Raw genomic sequence first — 16,152 nt, forward strand, 5'->3', positions numbered from 1 at the left:
GAGAGAAAGAAGATGGGAGTTAGGGAGATTGTCTGCTACCCTGATGCAATTCTTGAAAAAAATTGTGAACCAGTCACATCTTTTCATCATGAACTTCACCAGCTGATCGACGATATGTTCGACACCATGTATGAAGCAGAAGGTGTTGGGCTTGCCGCACCACAGATTGGTATCGATCTGCGGGTTGCTGTTGTAGATGTAGGTGATGAAACCGGCAAGATAGAATTGGTGAACCCAATCATCGAGCATGGCGAAGGCGAACAGGATGGACCGGAAGGCTGTCTTAGCTTTCCCGGTATCTTCGGTGATGTGAAACGATACCAAAAAGTAACCGTACGGGCACAGGACAGAAACGGAAGAACATTTACCATAGTGGCGGAAGACTTTCTTGCGCGCGCCTTGCAGCATGAAATTGACCACCTGAACGGCATATTGTTCACCTCTAAGGTCAGTTCGTACTACGAACCTGGAGAGTTTGAAAGGTAGGAGTTACAAATGAAAATTGTTTTTATGGGAACCCCGGATTTTTCGGTCGGTGTTTTAAGAAGACTTGTAGAAGATGGCTATGAGGTTGCCGCAGTGGTAACGCAGCCGGACAAGCCTCAAGGCAGAAAAAAAGAAATTAAGCCGACTCCGGTAAAAGAAGAGGCCATGAAACACGGAATCCCCGTGCTGCAGCCGAAAAAACTGAGAGCTGAATATGAAGAAGTACTAGAGTATAAGCCGGACTTGATTGTTACGGCTGCTTATGGACAAATTCTTCCTTCTGAAATTTTGCAGGCACCTCAATACGGCTGTGTTAATGTCCATGCTTCGCTTTTGCCTGAATACCGAGGTGGAGCACCGATTCACCAAAGTATCATTGATGGAAAAACAGAAACCGGTGTTACCATTATGTACATGGTCGATAAGCTTGACGCAGGAGATATCCTGACACAGGTCAAGGTTCCGATCGAAGAAGAGGACCATGTGGATAGCATGTTCCGAAAATTAAGCATTGCCGGTGCCGAGCTGCTTTCCAAAACCTTGCCTGATTTGATTGAGGGCAGACTGACACCCATCAAGCAGGACGAATCAAAAGTAACGTATGCTTATAATATTTCAAGAGAGCAGGAAGAGATTGACTGGTCCAAAAGTGGTGAAGCCATTTACAACCAGATCAGGGGCATGCATCCCTGGCCGGTCGCCTTTACGAAACTAAACGGACAACCGTTGAAAGTATGGTGGGGAAAAAAAGTAAGAACAGGTGCAGAAGCTGAACCCGGTACAGTTCTTGAAACGAACAAAGAAGGGTTCGTTGTCAACACCGGGGATTCCACAGGGATACTCATTACTGACCTACAGCCTGCCGGAAAAAAACGCATGGCTGCCACCCAGTTTTTACAGGGTGCGAAGCTTAAGCCCGGGATAAGGCTGGGTGAAGACGCTTGAAACAAAATGTGAGGAATACAGCAGTGGATGTGCTGTTAAAGATTGAACAGAACCAGGCTTACAGCAATCTTCTGCTCAACCAGTCGATCCAGAAAGCAAAACTGAGTCAGCAGGATACAGGCCTTTTAACCGAACTGGTATACGGAACCGTTCAACGGAAAAACACGCTGGATTATCTATTGGCGCCTTTTGTGGCAAAAGGCCTTCAAAAACTGGACAAATGGGTGCTTGTTCTTCTCCGCATGTCCCTGTATCAGATGGTGTATCTTGACCGGATTCCGGATCATGCCATTATCAATGAAGCCGTGGAAATCGCAAAAGCGCGGGGCCATAAAGGGATCTCTGGCATGGTTAACGGTGTATTGAGAAAAATACAGCGGGAGGGAACAAGAGATATCTCAGTCATTGAAAACGATGAGGAACGGCTGTCCCTTCAATACAGCATGCCCCAGTGGCTTGTTCACCGGTGGATTGAACAATACGGACTTCATGAAACAGAGAAAATGTGTATGGCCAATACAAAGCCATCTCCTGTTACAGGAAGAGTCAATGTGATGAAGACGAACCGTGACCAGGTGCTTAAGTCCCTTGAAAAGGAAGGCATTGCGGGAAGCAAGGGGGAACTTTCTCCTGATGCCGTCCGGATAAATAAAGGCGGCCTTTCACATTCTTCTTTATTTAAGGAAGGATATGTTACAATACAAGACGAAAGCTCAATGCTTGTGGCACGGGCCCTTGGTCCGTTGCCAGGCGAAAAAATACTGGATGCCTGTGCGGCTCCTGGAGGAAAAACAACGCATATCGCCGAACTGTTAAACAATACGGGCGCGGTGACGGCGCTTGACCTCCATCCGCACAAGGTAAAACTGATCGACGAGCAGGCGAGGCGCCTTCATTTGGGCAACATAGCAACAGAGGCGCTGGACAGCCGTAAAGCAGGAGAAAAATTTGCTTCCTGTTCGTTTGACAGAATACTCGTAGATGCACCGTGCAGCGGATTTGGTGTCATCCGGAAAAAACCGGACATTAAATGGTCCAAAAAAGAAGAAGATATACATCGAATTGCTGAGATACAGCAGCAAATTTTAGCTAAAGTAGCAAAACTGTTAAAACCAGGCGGGACCTTGCTTTACAGTACATGTACCGTCGATAAAGAGGAAAATCATGAGATTGCCGAAGCGTTCCTGGATAAGCATCCCGATTTTGAATGGGACAGCCAGTTCAGTGAGAGGCTGCCTGAAGCATTAAAACCATTTGTGATGCCTGCACAAGCCCAAGTACAGATCCTTCCTCAATATTTTAACAGTGATGGTTTTTACCTTGCTTGCTTTAAGAAAAAGACTACAACTGGTGGTGAAACCCAATGTTAAAACCGTTAAGTGAAAAACAGCAGAACCCGGCGATTATGCCTTCCATCTTTTCACTTGAGTTAAGTGATCTGGAAAACTGGCTATCTGAAATTAAAGAACCGAAATTCCGGGCAGCACAGATTTACAATTGGCTTTATGAGAAACGAGTAACAAGCTTTGAAGAAATGACAAACCTGCCAAAAGGGCTTCGTGAGAAATTGGAAGAAACCTATCATATTCATCCGATGAAAGAAGTGGCCCGCCAGGAATCCTCCGATGGCACAATCAAATTTTTGTTTGAGCTGCAGGATGGCTATTCCATCGAAACTGTTTTGATGCGCCATGATTATGGCAACAGCGTCTGTGTGACCACACAGGTAGGCTGTCGTCTGGGATGTACGTTCTGTGCGTCAACGCTCGGCGGGTTAAAACGGAACCTGCTGGCTGGAGAAATTGTCTCTCAGGTGCTTCAGGTGCAGCGTGCCCTTGATGGCACAGAGGAGCGGGTAAGCTCGATTGTCATCATGGGAATCGGCGAACCTTTTGATAACTATGACGGCCTTATTAAATTTTTGAAAGTCGTCAACCATGATAAGGGCCTCAATATCGGAGCCCGTCATATTACGGTTTCAACCAGTGGAATCGTGCCTTATATTTATAAATTTGCCGATGAAGGCATGCAGATCAATTTTGCCGTGTCACTGCATGCTCCAAATACGGAAATCAGAAGCAAACTCATGCCTGTGAACCGGATGTATCCGATGAATGAGCTCATGGATTCCATCCGTTATTACATTAAAAAAACCGGACGCAGGGTTTCATTTGAATATGGATTATTCGGCGGCGTGAATGACCAGGTAGAACATGCCGAGGAACTGGCAGACCTCATTAAAAGTGTAAAATGCCATGTAAACTTGATTCCAGTGAATTATGTACCGGAGCGTGATTATGTCCGCACGCCAAAGAACCAGATCTTTAAGTTTTTGGAAACCTTAAAAAAACGTGGTGTCAATGCGACTCTTCGAAGAGAGCAGGGGCATGATATTGACGCAGCTTGCGGGCAGTTACGGGCAAAGGAGCGTCAGGAAGAGACGAGGTGACGTATTTTGCAGTACGCATTTAAGACAGATACAGGTAAAGTTCGTCAGCATAATGAAGACAGCGGGGGAGTGTTCACAAAAGGTGAACACTTTCTTGCCCTTATTGCCGATGGGATGGGTGGCCATAAGGCCGGAGATGTGGCAAGTTCCAAAACGATTCAGCTTTTTGAAAAGGCGTGGAATTCGATCACAGAAGATGAAATTGAAACCCCGGTAAAAGCAGAAGAATGGCTTTTAAAGACGGTAACCAATACGAATTTAGAGCTTTTTCAGTATGCCAACAGCAATGCCGATTGCAATGGAATGGGTACGACTCTTGTCGGAACGCTGTGCACCCCTTCTTATTTAACGATATTACATATAGGCGACAGCCGTGTTTATTATTTTTCCGAAAACAAGCTTATTCAAAAAACGGAGGACCATACGCTTGTCAATGAACTCGTCCGTTCAGGACAATTGTCCGAAACGGAAGCAGAAAACCATCCCAGAAAAAACGTCATCCTCCGGGCATTGGGAACCGACGATGTCATTGAGGTGGATATCCAGACCATTTCATGGGGCGAAGGCGACCTCGTGCTTCTATGTTCGGACGGATTATCGAATAAAGTATCCCGGGATATGATGGAATCCATTGTAAGTGATGACAGCCTCTCGCTGGATCAAAAAGTGGACCGCCTCGTAAACCTGGCAAATGAAGCCGGAGGAGAAGACAATATTACGATTGGGCTTGTCCGTTACCCTCCCGATGAACAGCAAAAGGGAGTAAATTAGCATGATTGGCAAACGAATCAGCGGCCGCTATAAACTGCTCGAAGTCATAGGAGATGGCGGAATGGCCATTGTTTACCGGGCCAAAGATCTTATTTTGGACCGTGATGTGGCCGTGAAAATCCTTCGATCGGAATTTTCGGACGACGAGGAGTTTATCAAGCGGTTTAAAAGAGAGGCAGAAGCTGCAACCAGCCTGGATCACCCCCATATTGTGAGCATCTTTGATGTGGGTGAAGAAAACAATGTCTATTTCATTGTGATGGAGTACGTAAAGGGGAAAACGTTAAAGCAATATATACGTGAAAAAGGGCGGCTGTCTGTAGAGGAGTCCATCCAGATTATCAAGCAGATCGCTTCGGGTATGGTAGCTGCCCATGAACATGGAATCATTCACAGAGACATTAAACCACATAATATTCTCATTGATGAAAACGGAGTGGCCAAGGTTACCGATTTTGGCATCGCACTTGCCATCACATCGGCGACCATCACACACACCAATTCGGTTTTGGGCTCGGTTCACTATTTTTCACCCGAACAGGCCCGCGGAGGCGTAGCCAACGCAAAATCGGATATTTATTCACTGGGAGTCGTACTATTTGAAATGCTGACCGGCCGAGTCCCGTTTACTGGAGAGTCGCCTGTATCTGTCGCATTAAAACATTTGCAGGAAGATGTTCCGGAACCGAGGAAAATTAATCCGGAAATTCCGCAAAGCGTGGAAAACATTATCCTTAAAGCCCTGACCAAAAACCCGGTCTACCGGTATGACAGTGCCCTTGAGATGATGGATGACCTTGACACGGCGTTGTCACCTCACCGGCTGAATGAGGACCGGTGGAGTGATTTTGATGAATCTGCCGATGCGACAAGGATTATGGCTCCGGTCTCCATGACAAAAGAGGCGGAGGCAAAAGAACCTGAGCCTAAACCGGATTATCCTCCGGCCCCAAAGAAAAAGAAGAGAAAGTGGCGAATGATTCTGCTCATTCTTATACTTTTGCTTGCTGTTGCGGGGGTTGCCGCTTTTGTCATGCCAGGGATGTTTAAAGTTAAAGACGTGTCAGTCCCCAATGTAGTTCATAAAGACTACGCCGACGGCTATGACAAGCTTGTTAACCTGAAACTTAAAGTGGAGCGCAAAGACCTGTATGACGATGAAGTTGAACAAGGCAAAATCATCAAACAGGACCCTGAAGCCCAGTCCATGGTAAAAGAGGGGAGCTCGGTCACACTCTATGTCTCTAAAGGCTTTAAAAAGGTAGACATGGAAGATTTGACTGGCATGAAGGAAGAAGAAGCAAGAGATTTGCTGAATGAAAAAGGATATAATACGAAAAATATTGAAACGATACCAGTAGAGTCAGAAGAAACACCAGAAGGGGAAGTAGTATCCCAGAGTCCCGAAAAAGGCGAAAAGGTCAATCCGAGTGAAATTCAGGTCATCCTTCGGGTAAGCACAGGGCCGCCAACCGTTCAGCTTGAAAATTTGGCGAATTCATCCAAAGAAGATGTGCAAAATTACATCTCCCAGGAAGGACTAAATGTTGATTTCTCAGAAGAATATTCGGATTCGGTCGAGGAAGGAAAAGTCATTTCACAAAAGCCTTCTCCGTATACCACTGTAAAAAAGGGATCAACAGTAAATGTCGTCATTTCCAAGGGGAAGAAGCCTGAACCTAAACCGCCTGAAGAGAAGCCAGAAAAGCCGGAAGATAAACCGGAAAAGCCAGATTCGGGCGAAGAACCACAGGACCAGGAAATCACGTTTAACAACAAAATTACCGTGGAAGTGTCCAAAGAAGATGAGAACCAACAATTTCAGGTAAGAATTGTTTACAGTGATGCCAAAAAGGATAATGCTGTATTTGTGGAAGAACAAATTTCGAAAACGAAAGAATATATGGTGCCGCTCACGGTTTCACCAGAAAAGGATGCGTCCTATACGGTATATTTAAACGGAAAAGAGCAAGCAGCCAAAACGTTTAACTATAAAGATGCAAAGGAAGGAAATTTCAAAGGAGAGAATAATGAATAATAAGACTGAAGGAAGAATTATAAAATCAGTCGCTGGTTTTTATTATGTGCTTTTCAATGACGAGGTCTTTCAATGCAGAGGACGGGGGAATTTCAGAAAGAAAAAAATTACTCCTGTGGTGGGGGACTGGGTTGTGTTTGAATCTACCAACCCTACGGATGGCTATATACTCGATGTGAAAGAGAGAAAGAATGAATTGAACCGGCCGCCCATCTCGAATGTCGATCAGGCTATTTTAGTGTTTTCTGCGGTGCGGCCGGAATTTTCTACAGCGTTGCTCGACCGTTTTCTTGTCCACATCGAGGATAATGGCATACAGCCGGTTATATGCATTACAAAGATGGATTTGATCGAGAGTAACGAGTACCAGCAGGAAATTGAAAATTATATCACAGCCTACCGCAAGCTGGGATATGATGTCCTTCCAACCTCTGCCATGTCGCTCGCTGGAATGGAAGCCATCAAACCCATTTTTAAAGGCAAAACCAGTGTGTTTGCCGGACAGTCGGGAGTTGGAAAGTCGTCTCTATTGAATGCACTGATGCCCGAGCTTATGCTGGAGACCAATGATATATCCGACCATTTGGGCAGGGGAAAGCATACGACCAGGCATGTAGAACTCCTTCCATATGGTGAAGGACTGATTGCCGATACACCGGGATTCAGTTCGCTGGATTTTGTTGAAATTGAAACCGAAGAGCTCTCTTATAATTTTCCGGAGATGAAAGAAAGAGTATCGGATTGCAAGTTTCGGGGCTGCACACACAGCTCGGAGCCGAAATGTGCGGTAAAAGAAGCCGTGGAAGAAGGGGAGATTCCCCGCTTCCGCTATGACCATTACTTGGAATTTTTACAGGAAATCAAGGAACAAAAACGGAGGTACTAACATGATAAAAGTTGCGCCATCCATACTGTCCGCTGACTTTTCGAAGCTGGGCGAAGAAGTCAGGGCAGCTGATGAGAGCGGGGCCGATTACATCCATATAGATGTGATGGACGGTCATTTCGTACCAAACATTACGATGGGCCCGCTTGTGGTAAACGCGATTCGCCCGTTGACAGATCTGACATTTGATGTCCATTTGATGATTGAAAATCCGGATCAATATATTCCTAATTTTGCAGAGGCAGGAGCCGACATCATTACGGTTCATGTAGAAGCGTGCCCGCATCTGCACCGGACCATCCAGCTGATTAAAGAGCATGGAAAAAAAGCGGGGGTTGTACTGAACCCTGCCACTCCGATCGATACGATTAAGCATGTTCTTCCTGAATTGGACCTTGTTTTAATCATGTCGGTCAATCCGGGCTTTGGAGGACAGTCTTTTATCCAAGAATCTTTATCAAAAATCAAGGAACTCAGAACCCTGATCGACGAAAAGGGTCTTGATGTCGAGATCGAGGTTGACGGGGGCGTAAATGCAGAGACCGCACGCCTTTGTGAAAAAGCGGGAGCGACTGTCCTTGTTGCGGGATCGGCCATTTATGGGAAAAAGGACATAAAAGGTGCAATTCAGGCCATTCGTGGTGTATAATAGATGGGTATAAAGAACTGAGAGAAGTAACCACAGGGGGAGTCCCATAAAGGGGCTGAGAGGGGAGTAAGTTCCCGACCCTTAGAACCTGAAGCAAGATCATGCTTGCGTAGGAATGTGGAGTCGCTGTTGTTTCATTAAAAAGCAACCGTCATTCACATGCCGGTTGCTTTTTTCTTTTCTTAACTATGTTAGGGGGAGAACAATATGACAAAACGGATTGGGTTTTTAACCGAAATCGCAATGATGTCCGCACTGGCCATCATTTTAAGCTTTGTACAATTTAAAGGGATTTGGGCCTATGGGGGATCGGTTTCTCTGGAAATGCTGCCGATTTTTCTAATGGCGTTCCGCAGAGGAGTATCCGGGGGGGTCGCCACAGGCCTGATCGTAGGAATGGTCAAAATGCTGATTGACGGAACAGCGGGCATTCATCCGGCTTCCTTGATTCTTGATTATCCGCTGGCCTTTTTGCTTGCTGGTTTTGCAGGAGTTTTCAGAGTCAATGCCGTATCTTCGCCAAAAAGAAGAATGTCAGCCATTGTGGCTGGAATCTTGTTTGGAAGCGTGCTCCGTCTTGCTTCTCACGTGGTTTCAGGTGTCATTTTCTTTGCAGCATACGCTCCGAAAGGAATGAATCCTTTTGTGTATTCAGTAATCTATAATGTTTCCTACATGATTCCGGTTGCTCTTATCACCATTGTGGCGTTCCTTTTCTTAACGAAAACCGCGCCTCGCCTTCTTCATCACACGGGCCGCGGAGTAACACAGGCAGCATGAATATCATCATTGTAGCAGGAGGTCCGGAAGAGAAGCATCCGGACTTTTCTTGTTTTCCTGTAAATGACTCCGTCTGGGTAGGAGTTGATCGTGGGGTGTACCATCTGCTGAAAAAAGGCATCAAGCCTCATTATGCCTTTGGTGATTTTGACTCACTGGACAGCAGGGAAAGGGAATGGATGTCCTCTTATGAACTCCCGGTATTTGAATATGACAGCGAAAAGGACAAAACCGACCTGGAACTGGCCCTCGAATGGGCGGTTGACGAACAGCCGGAAGGAATCATATTGCTTGGTGCGACTGGCGGCAGGCTCGATCATGAACTGGCCAATATCCAGCTTCTGCTTTTGGGCCTTGAACAGAGTGTGCCGATCGAGATCCGCGACAGTCAAAATTCAATCAGCCTGAAAGCACCCGGGACATATGAGGCCGTGAATGAACCGGAGTACCCCTATCATTCCTTTCTTCCCTTTAACGGGCCGGTGAATGGCCTCTCGCTTTCCGGATTTAAATACCCATTGAAACAGCAATATTTGCCAATGGGTTCCACCCTTTGCATATCCAATGAGCTTGTAAATAAAAATGGTACTTATTCCTTCTCTGGCGGCATATTAATGTTCATAAAGAGCCATGATTAAATTAATCTTTAACGGCAGGCCGCATGGTACTATTTTTTATATGATGAATATATTTACAAGGAATGTCTTATTTTTTAAGGGCCTGGAGGAGGGGTATGATGAAATTTTACACCATTAAACTGCCTAGGTTTTTAGGAGGATTTGTACGTGCGGTTTTAGGTTCGTTTAGAAAAGGATAAAAGAGGACGACCGGCACCTTATTTTATGTACAACATCTATTAAAAAAGGAAAGGCACCCTGTTAAAGAGGGTGCCTTTCCTTTTTTTTTGCAAAATAAAAAACAACGGGGAACCCGTTGTTTTATGAGCATTTACACACGTTCGATTTTTCCGGATTTAAGGGCACGTGCAGAAACATATACACGTTTCGGCTTGCCGTCAACCAAAATGCGGACTTTTTGAACGTTAACTCCCCAGCTCTTTTTGGTTTTGTTCAAGGCGTGTGAACGCTTGTTTCCTGTTTTAGGGCCTTTTCCAGTAACGTAGCATTTGCGTGACATATTGTGTACCTCCTTTATAACAGTAAAACTGTATCATATCAGTCGTATGTTAAATACTAACCTATAGTAGCATGACCACTAAAGAAAAGCAACAAATGAATTTATGCATTTCAAGTAAAAATGCTTGACATAACTTTGATGCTGTTGTCAAATGGAGATGTCCTTTTAAAAAACATAGTTATATAGTAAAATGAGGGTTAGCCATAATTGATTCATAAAAAGGGGGATTCATCGTGTCCATTGAAATGAAGAACAAATACGGCCAGATTGACATTTCTACGGAAGTCATCGCAACCATTGCTGGAGGAGCCGCAATTGACTGTTACGGAATTATTGGCATGGCGTCAAGAAAGCAGCTGAAGGATGGCATTACCGAGCTTTTAGGGCGTGACAACTTCTCTCGGGGAATTGTGGTTCGACAGGAAGAAGAAGAAGTACATATTGATATGTACATTATCGTAAGCTACGGAACGAAGATTTCAGAAGTAGCCCATAATGTTCAAACCAAAGTGAAGTATACACTTGATCAAATGCTGGGTCTGTCTGTGGATTCGGTTAACATCTTTGTTCAAGGTGTCAGGGTTACAACCCCTTAGTTAGGAGGAAAGTTTGTGTCTTTAACAGTTTTAGACGGTAAAAAGTTTGCGGCCATGGTTGCACTCGGTGCCGCAAACTTATCAAAAAATGCAGCAATGATTGATGCACTTAATGTCTTTCCTGTTCCAGATGGAGATACAGGGACCAATATGAACCTTACCATCACTTCCGGGGCAAAAGAAGTTCAGCAAAATACCAGCGCCGATATCGGAAAGGTTGCTCAAGTCTTTTCACGCGGCCTGCTGATGGGAGCAAGAGGCAACTCTGGGGTAATACTATCCCAGCTTTTCCGTGGTTTTTCAAAATCAATCGAAGGGAAGGCAACGATTACTTCGGTTGACTTTGCAAAAGCATTTGAGAACGGAGTGGAAACAGCATACAAAGCTGTGATGAAACCGATCGAAGGAACCATTTTGACAGTGGCGAAAGACGCGGCCAGGCGAGCCGTAAAGTCAGCAATGAAAAATGATGATCTTCTTCTCGTCATGTATGAGATTGTTGAAGAAGCCAAAGTTTCTCTTGATCGCACACCTGATTTGCTTCCTGTACTGAAGGAAGTAGGGGTGGTGGACTCCGGCGGACAGGGGCTTCTGACGGTGTATGAAGGATTTCTTTCTGCCCTTGAAGGAAAGGAACTGTCTGAAATTTCCCCGCAGGCACCTTCCATGAAGGATATGGTCAATGCCGAGCATCATAAAGCTCAGCTCCATATGAAGACCGAAGATATTCATTACGGATACTGCACCGAATTTATGGTGAGATTCGAAGATGATAAAATAAAAAAAGCACCATTCAGTGAAGAGGAATTTCGAAACGAGCTGAATCGGCACGGCGACTCATTGCTTGTTGTTGCTGATGAGGAGCTCGTGAAGGTTCATATTCATACCGAACAGCCTGGAGACATGCTGTCACTGGCACAGCGCTTCGGAAGCCTGATTAACATAAAAATTGAAAACATGAGAGAACAGCATTCAGCCATCCTGGAATCCGACCGGGCCATGCACGAACCGGCCGCCAGCCCGGCAGCCAAAAGCGAGAAAAAGGAATATGGAATCGTAACGGTTGCCATGGGAAGCGGAATTAAAGAGCTCTTTACTTCGCTTGGAGCAGGTTATGTCATTGAAGGCGGACAGACCATGAACCCGAGTACGGAAGACATCGTGAAAGCCATTGAGGAAGTGAACGCAGAGAAGGTCATCGTTCTTCCGAATAACGGCAATATTGTCATGGCCGCCGAACAGGCAGCCACGGTCGCCGACCAGGATGTTGCCATTGTCCGCTCGAAAAACGTTCCTCAGGGAATGGCCGCCTTGCTTGCTTTCAACCCGGCAGTAAATCTGGAGGAAAACCAGGGCAGGATGACAGAGGCACTGAACCATGTAACATCCGGACAATTGACCCATGCTGTCAGGGACACATCCATTGACGGAATAGAGATCAAAAAAGGTGATTTTATGGGAATTATGAACGGAAAAATCGTGGCTTCCATGCCTGATCAAACAGAAGCTCTTCATCAGCTCATCAAAGAAATGGTTGATGAGGATTCAGAGATTCTTACGTTGATCACCGGAGAAGATGCAACTGAGGAAGAAACAAAATCACTGGTACAGTACATTGAAGAAACATACCCCTCTGTTGAAGTGGAAGTTCATCTCGGAAATCAGCCTATTTATCCGTATATTATCTCGGTTGAGTAAGAAAGATGTTCTCTTCATTATTGTTCAGATATGATACAGTAATGAAGGGAATATTTTTATGTGTAATATTCTTTTTCGGAGGGACAAAGATGAAGTACAAAAGTGTTTTTGATATTATTGGTCCTGTAATGATAGGACCTTCAAGCTCTCATACAGCGGGTGCCGCACGAATCGGAAGAGTAGCCCGCGACTTGTTCGGACGGAAACCGGACTATGCGCATATTTCTTTTTATGGATCATTCGCCAAAACATACCGGGGTCATGGAACCGATGTTGCGATCGTGGGAGGCATCCTGGATTTTGATACTTTTGACACTCGGATTGTGGATGCGCTTTCATTGGCGAAGGAGCAGAACATTGAGATCAAAATGACGGAAGAAGATGCGATTACCGATCACCCGAATACAGCCAGGATTGTTCTCGGAGATGAGCATGGTCAAATTGAGCTGGTTGGAATTTCGATCGGCGGTGGAAAAATAGAAATAACAGAACTGAATGGATTCGATCTGCAGCTGAGCGGTGAACACCCCGCCCTTCTTATTGTCCATAATGACCGTTATGGCGCCATTGCAGGTGTTGCAAATGTTCTGGCCAAGCATCAGATCAATATTGGACATATGCGTGTCTCGCGAAAGGAAAAGGGGCAGGAAGCGCTAATGATTATTGAAGTGGACCAGAACGTGCATCAAGTACTTGTTGAAGAGATCGAAGCTCTTCCCATTGTTCAGCAAGTAGTAAAAATAAACGAGTAACCTTGAAAGGAAGAACATCGTATGTTTCGAAATGTAGCCGAGTTAGTGGAACTTGCCGAAGCGAAAAACTGCAAAATCTCGGATATTATGATAGAACAGGAAATGGAAATTACGGGACGGACAAAAGATGAAATCATCAGTCAGATGGACCGTAATCTTAAAGTGATGGAGGAAGCAGTAGAGCGGGGTATCACCCAGGATGTTAAATCACACTCCGGTTTGACAGGGGGAGATGCTCTTCTCCTTCAAAACTATATGAAAAGCGGTAAAAGCCTGTCCGGTGAATTTATGCTCGATGCTGTAAGTAAAGCCATTGCCACCAATGAAGTGAATGCGGCGATGGGAACCATCTGCGCCACTCCAACTGCAGGCTCGGCAGGTGTCGTGCCAGGAGTACTTTTTGCCTTAAAGGAAAAATTAAATCCTACAAGAGAACAGATGGTTGCCTTTTTGTTTGCATCAGGAGCCTTTGGTTTTGTAGTAGCCAACAATGCCTCCATTTCAGGAGCAGCCGGGGGCTGTCAGGCGGAAGTAGGTTCTGCCACAGGTATGGCCGCTGCCGCGGTTGTTGAACTGGCAGGGGGCACGCCTTCCCAGTCGGCTGAAGCCATGGCCATTGCCTTAAAGAACATGCTTGGTCTTGTTTGCGATCCCGTGGCCGGACTTGTGGAAGTTCCTTGTGTGAAGCGTAACGCAATGGGTGCAAGCAATGCGATTGTTGCAGCGGATATGGCACTCGCCGGAATAAAAAGCAGAATTCCCTGCGACGAAGTGATTGATGCCATGTATAAAATTGGACAAACCATGCCCACGGCCTTAAAAGAAACGGCACAAGGAGGGCTGGCGGCTACACCAACAGCCCGGGAGCTTGAAGCTAAGATTTTTGGTATAGCCCTTAACAAAAAATGAATCTGAATCAGCTGAACGTAACAGAAGTCAGCGGAATCGGGGAGAGCAAGCGTGAGGTTTTGCAGGAGCTTGGCATCGTCTCAGTTATGGACCTGCTTGAATACTTGCCGTTCCGTTATGATAATCACCAGCTTAAGGATCTGGCGGACGTTAAACATGAAGAAAGAGCAACCATTGAAGGGAAGGTTCACAGTGAACCTTCTCTCCGTTATTTTCCAAGGAAAAAATCAAAACTGAGTATCCGTGTGCTGATCGGCCGTTATTTGATCACAGCGGTCTTTTTTAATCAGCCATATTTAAAAAAACAGCTGACACCGGGCCAGACGGTAACACTTACGGGAAAATGGGATGCTCATAAAATGACGTTGACGGTGAATGACATCAAGTTTGGTATACAGCCTCAGGACGAAAGCATTGATCCGGTGTATCCGGTAAAAGGAGAAATGAGCGTCAAACAGGTTAGAAGGCTCATTAAAATGGGATTCAGCCAATATGGCGATCAAGTGGAAGAAGTGCTGCCGGCATCCACACGGGAAGCCTACAAATTGTGGGCGCGGAGCAAAGCACTGTATAGCCTCCATTTTCCGCAAACTTTTGAACATCTAAAGCAGGCAAGAAGACGGATGGTGTATGAGGAATTTCTGCTTTTTCAGCTGAAGATGCAAATGTTCCGAAAGATTAACAGGGAACAATCTGCCGGAGAAACTTTGCATTTCAAGGAGGAAGATGTGCAGAAGTTTATCTCCTCTTTACCCTTTCCGCTGACAGGAGCTCAAGGCAGGGTAACCCAGGAAATACTGAACGACATGTCCTCTCCCTATAGAATGAACCGGCTGTTGCAAGGAGATGTGGGCTCCGGGAAAACAGTTGTGGCAGCAATCGCACTGTATGCAGCTATAGCATCGGGCACACAGGGAGCACTGATGGTGCCGACCGAGATACTGGCCGAACAACATTTTCAATCCCTCGGTGAGTTGCTTGGCCCCCATGATCTGACCGTTGAAATGCTGACCAGCTCGGTAAAAGGCAAAAGAAGAGCGGATATCCTCTCAAGACTTGCTTCAGGAGAGGTTGATGTGTTAATCGGCACTCATGCATTGATACAGGATGAAGTGGAATTTTTGAAGCTGGGATTGGTAATTACTGATGAACAGCACCGGTTTGGAGTCAAACAGCGCCGGGTGCTGCGGGAAAAGGGACAAAGCCCCGATGTCCTGTTCATGACGGCTACCCCGATTCCCAGAACATTGGCCATTTCCGTGTTCGGAGATATGGATGTATCGGTCATTGATGAAATGCCTGCCGGCAGAAAAGCTATTGAAACGTATTGGGCAAAACACCACATGCTGGACCGTGTGCTTGGGTTTGTACAAAAAGAGCTCGATGAGGGGAGACAGGCTTATGTCATTTGCCCTTTAATCGAGGAATCGGACAAACTGGATGTTCAAAATGCCATCGATGTACATGCCCAGCTGCAGCAGTATTTTCAACAATATAACGTCGGCTTAATGCACGGAAGGCTTCACTCATCGGAAAAAGAAGAAGTGATGAGGGAATTTGCGGAGAATCGCTGCCATGTGCTCGTATCCACAACAGTGGTGGAAGTAGGGGTTAATGTACCCAATGCGACCATTATGGTCATCTATGACGCGGAGCGTTTTGGCCTCTCGCAGCTTCATCAGCTCAGGGGCAGGGTAGGGCGTGGGAGCGACCAATCCTACTGCATACTGATTGCTGACCCGAAATCGGAAGAAGGAAAAGAACGAATGAGAATCATGACGGAAACATCCGATGGCTTTGTTTTATCAGAAAAGGACCTTGAACTTCGGGGACCAGGCGATTTTTTCGGAAACAAACAAAGCGGGCTTCCTGATTTCAAAATTGCCGATATCGTTCATGATTACCGGGTGCTTGAAGTGGCGAGAAACGATGCTTCCAAGCTCGTAAACTCCAATGCTTTCTATACAGAGGAAACCTATGCACCGCTAAGGGATTATCTGAAACAGACCGGAGCCTTTTCTTCCGAACGCCTGGACTGACCCGCTTTTGCGCAAGG

Annotated in this window: 17 protein-coding genes and 1 riboswitch; of the genes, 16 read left to right on the forward strand and 1 reads right to left on the reverse strand. The window is 45.8% G+C overall.

Features of this window, described 5'->3' with window-relative positions:
- Positions 1 to 12: 12 nt before the first annotated feature.
- From def to spoVM, 11 genes are all read left to right on the forward strand, one after another.
- Positions 13 to 486: a peptide deformylase gene (def, locus tag AS030_RS05715; protein WP_061969332.1), complete on the forward strand. Its 474-nt coding sequence runs from the start codon at positions 13 to 15 to the stop codon at positions 484 to 486.
- Between the two features lie 9 nt (positions 487 to 495).
- Positions 496 to 1,431, forward strand: a complete 936-nt coding sequence (fmt, locus tag AS030_RS05720; protein ID WP_061969334.1) for a methionyl-tRNA formyltransferase — start codon at positions 496 to 498, stop codon at positions 1,429 to 1,431.
- On the forward strand, positions 1,428 to 2,801 hold the full coding sequence (gene rsmB / locus AS030_RS05725) for a 16S rRNA (cytosine(967)-C(5))-methyltransferase RsmB (RefSeq protein WP_061969336.1): 1,374 nt from the start codon (positions 1,428 to 1,430) through the stop codon (positions 2,799 to 2,801). Before fmt ends, rsmB begins: the two co-directional genes overlap by 4 nt.
- On the forward strand, positions 2,795 to 3,880 hold the full coding sequence (gene rlmN / locus AS030_RS05730) for a dual-specificity RNA methyltransferase RlmN (RefSeq protein WP_061969338.1): 1,086 nt from the start codon (positions 2,795 to 2,797) through the stop codon (positions 3,878 to 3,880). Before rsmB ends, rlmN begins: the two co-directional genes overlap by 7 nt.
- Before the next feature lie 6 nt (positions 3,881 to 3,886).
- A complete protein-coding gene (locus AS030_RS05735; protein WP_061969340.1) occupies positions 3,887 to 4,651 on the forward strand; it encodes a Stp1/IreP family PP2C-type Ser/Thr phosphatase in 765 nt (254 codons plus the stop codon).
- A gap of 1 nt (position 4,652) precedes the next feature.
- Positions 4,653 to 6,689, forward strand: coding sequence for a Stk1 family PASTA domain-containing Ser/Thr kinase (gene pknB, locus AS030_RS05740; protein WP_061969342.1), 2,037 nt, complete (start codon positions 4,653 to 4,655; stop codon positions 6,687 to 6,689).
- The gene (rsgA, locus tag AS030_RS05745; RefSeq protein WP_061969344.1) at positions 6,682 to 7,575 is read left to right on the forward strand and encodes a ribosome small subunit-dependent GTPase A; all 894 of its coding nucleotides are present in this window, start codon (positions 6,682 to 6,684) and stop codon (positions 7,573 to 7,575) included. Before pknB ends, rsgA begins: the two co-directional genes overlap by 8 nt.
- Position 7,576: 1 nt before the next feature.
- The gene (rpe, locus tag AS030_RS05750) at positions 7,577 to 8,224 is read left to right on the forward strand and encodes a ribulose-phosphate 3-epimerase (protein WP_061969346.1); all 648 of its coding nucleotides are present in this window, start codon (positions 7,577 to 7,579) and stop codon (positions 8,222 to 8,224) included.
- A 25-nt stretch (positions 8,225 to 8,249) separates the two neighbouring features.
- Positions 8,250 to 8,357: riboswitch (TPP riboswitch) on the forward strand.
- Between the two features lie 74 nt (positions 8,358 to 8,431).
- Positions 8,432 to 9,004 (forward strand): energy-coupled thiamine transporter ThiT, encoded by a 573-nt coding sequence (thiT, locus tag AS030_RS05755; protein WP_061969349.1) that lies wholly within the window; start codon positions 8,432 to 8,434, stop codon positions 9,002 to 9,004.
- Entirely contained in the window at positions 9,001 to 9,642 is a 642-nt protein-coding gene (locus AS030_RS05760; protein WP_061969351.1) for a thiamine diphosphokinase, read from the forward strand. The genes thiT and AS030_RS05760 overlap by 4 nt, the downstream gene beginning before the upstream one ends.
- Positions 9,643 to 9,740: 98 nt before the next feature.
- Complete coding sequence (spoVM, locus tag AS030_RS05765) at positions 9,741 to 9,821, forward strand: stage V sporulation protein SpoVM (RefSeq protein WP_061969353.1); 81 nt, start codon at positions 9,741 to 9,743, stop codon at positions 9,819 to 9,821.
- Positions 9,822 to 9,952: 131 nt separating this feature from the next.
- Here spoVM and rpmB read toward each other — a convergent pair whose 3' ends face one another.
- Positions 9,953 to 10,141, reverse strand: a complete 189-nt coding sequence (gene rpmB / locus AS030_RS05770) for a 50S ribosomal protein L28 (RefSeq protein ID WP_061969354.1) — start codon at positions 10,139 to 10,141, stop codon at positions 9,953 to 9,955.
- A 233-nt stretch (positions 10,142 to 10,374) separates the two neighbouring features.
- Here rpmB and AS030_RS05775 point away from each other — a divergent pair, with 233 nt between their 5' ends.
- The 5 genes from AS030_RS05775 to recG all read left to right on the forward strand — a co-directional run bounded on the left by AS030_RS05775 (position 10,375) and on the right by recG (position 16,135).
- Positions 10,375 to 10,737 carry an Asp23/Gls24 family envelope stress response protein gene (locus tag AS030_RS05775; RefSeq protein ID WP_061969356.1) on the forward strand — a complete coding sequence of 121 codons (363 nt, stop codon included), beginning with the start codon at positions 10,375 to 10,377 and terminating at the stop codon, positions 10,735 to 10,737.
- Positions 10,738 to 10,752: 15 nt separating this feature from the next.
- Positions 10,753 to 12,435 (forward strand): DAK2 domain-containing protein, encoded by a 1,683-nt coding sequence (locus AS030_RS05780; RefSeq protein WP_061969359.1) that lies wholly within the window; start codon positions 10,753 to 10,755, stop codon positions 12,433 to 12,435.
- An 89-nt stretch (positions 12,436 to 12,524) separates the two neighbouring features.
- Positions 12,525 to 13,187: an L-serine ammonia-lyase, iron-sulfur-dependent subunit beta gene (sdaAB, locus tag AS030_RS05785; protein ID WP_061969361.1), complete on the forward strand. Its 663-nt coding sequence runs from the start codon at positions 12,525 to 12,527 to the stop codon at positions 13,185 to 13,187.
- Positions 13,188 to 13,208: 21 nt separating this feature from the next.
- Entirely contained in the window at positions 13,209 to 14,096 is an 888-nt protein-coding gene (gene sdaAA / locus AS030_RS05790) for an L-serine ammonia-lyase, iron-sulfur-dependent, subunit alpha (protein ID WP_061969363.1), read from the forward strand.
- Positions 14,093 to 16,135: an ATP-dependent DNA helicase RecG gene (gene recG / locus AS030_RS05795; RefSeq protein ID WP_061969365.1), complete on the forward strand. Its 2,043-nt coding sequence runs from the start codon at positions 14,093 to 14,095 to the stop codon at positions 16,133 to 16,135. The genes sdaAA and recG overlap by 4 nt, the downstream gene beginning before the upstream one ends.
- Positions 16,136 to 16,152 lie beyond the last annotated feature (17 nt).

The organism is Fictibacillus enclensis (genome assembly GCF_001457035.1).
Classification (GTDB): domain Bacteria; phylum Bacillota; class Bacilli; order Bacillales; family Fictibacillaceae; genus Fictibacillus_C; species Fictibacillus_C enclensis.

Bases quoted from the DNA above. Each gene is read 5' to 3' on its own strand.
- AS030_RS05760 (WP_061969351.1), top strand. From the start codon at position 9,001: ATGAATATCATCATTGTAGCAGGAGGTCCGGAAGAGAAGCATCCGGAC.
- pknB (WP_061969342.1), top strand. From the start codon at position 4,653: ATGATTGGCAAACGAATCAGCGGCCGCTATAAACTGCTCGAAGTCATA.
- def (WP_061969332.1), top strand. From the start codon at position 13: ATGGGAGTTAGGGAGATTGTCTGCTACCCTGATGCAATTCTTGAAAAA.
- rpe (WP_061969346.1), top strand. From the start codon at position 7,577: ATGATAAAAGTTGCGCCATCCATACTGTCCGCTGACTTTTCGAAGCTG.
- rpmB (WP_061969354.1), bottom strand. From the start codon at position 10,141: ATGTCACGCAAATGCTACGTTACTGGAAAAGGCCCTAAAACAGGAAAC.
- rlmN (WP_061969338.1), top strand. From the start codon at position 2,795: ATGTTAAAACCGTTAAGTGAAAAACAGCAGAACCCGGCGATTATGCCT.
- sdaAA (WP_061969363.1), top strand. From the start codon at position 13,209: ATGTTTCGAAATGTAGCCGAGTTAGTGGAACTTGCCGAAGCGAAAAAC.
- sdaAB (WP_061969361.1), top strand. From the start codon at position 12,525: ATGAAGTACAAAAGTGTTTTTGATATTATTGGTCCTGTAATGATAGGA.
- spoVM (WP_061969353.1), top strand. From the start codon at position 9,741: ATGAAATTTTACACCATTAAACTGCCTAGGTTTTTAGGAGGATTTGTA.
- recG (WP_061969365.1), top strand. From the start codon at position 14,093: ATGAATCTGAATCAGCTGAACGTAACAGAAGTCAGCGGAATCGGGGAG.
- thiT (WP_061969349.1), top strand. From the start codon at position 8,432: ATGACAAAACGGATTGGGTTTTTAACCGAAATCGCAATGATGTCCGCA.
- fmt (WP_061969334.1), top strand. From the start codon at position 496: ATGAAAATTGTTTTTATGGGAACCCCGGATTTTTCGGTCGGTGTTTTA.
- rsgA (WP_061969344.1), top strand. From the start codon at position 6,682: ATGAATAATAAGACTGAAGGAAGAATTATAAAATCAGTCGCTGGTTTT.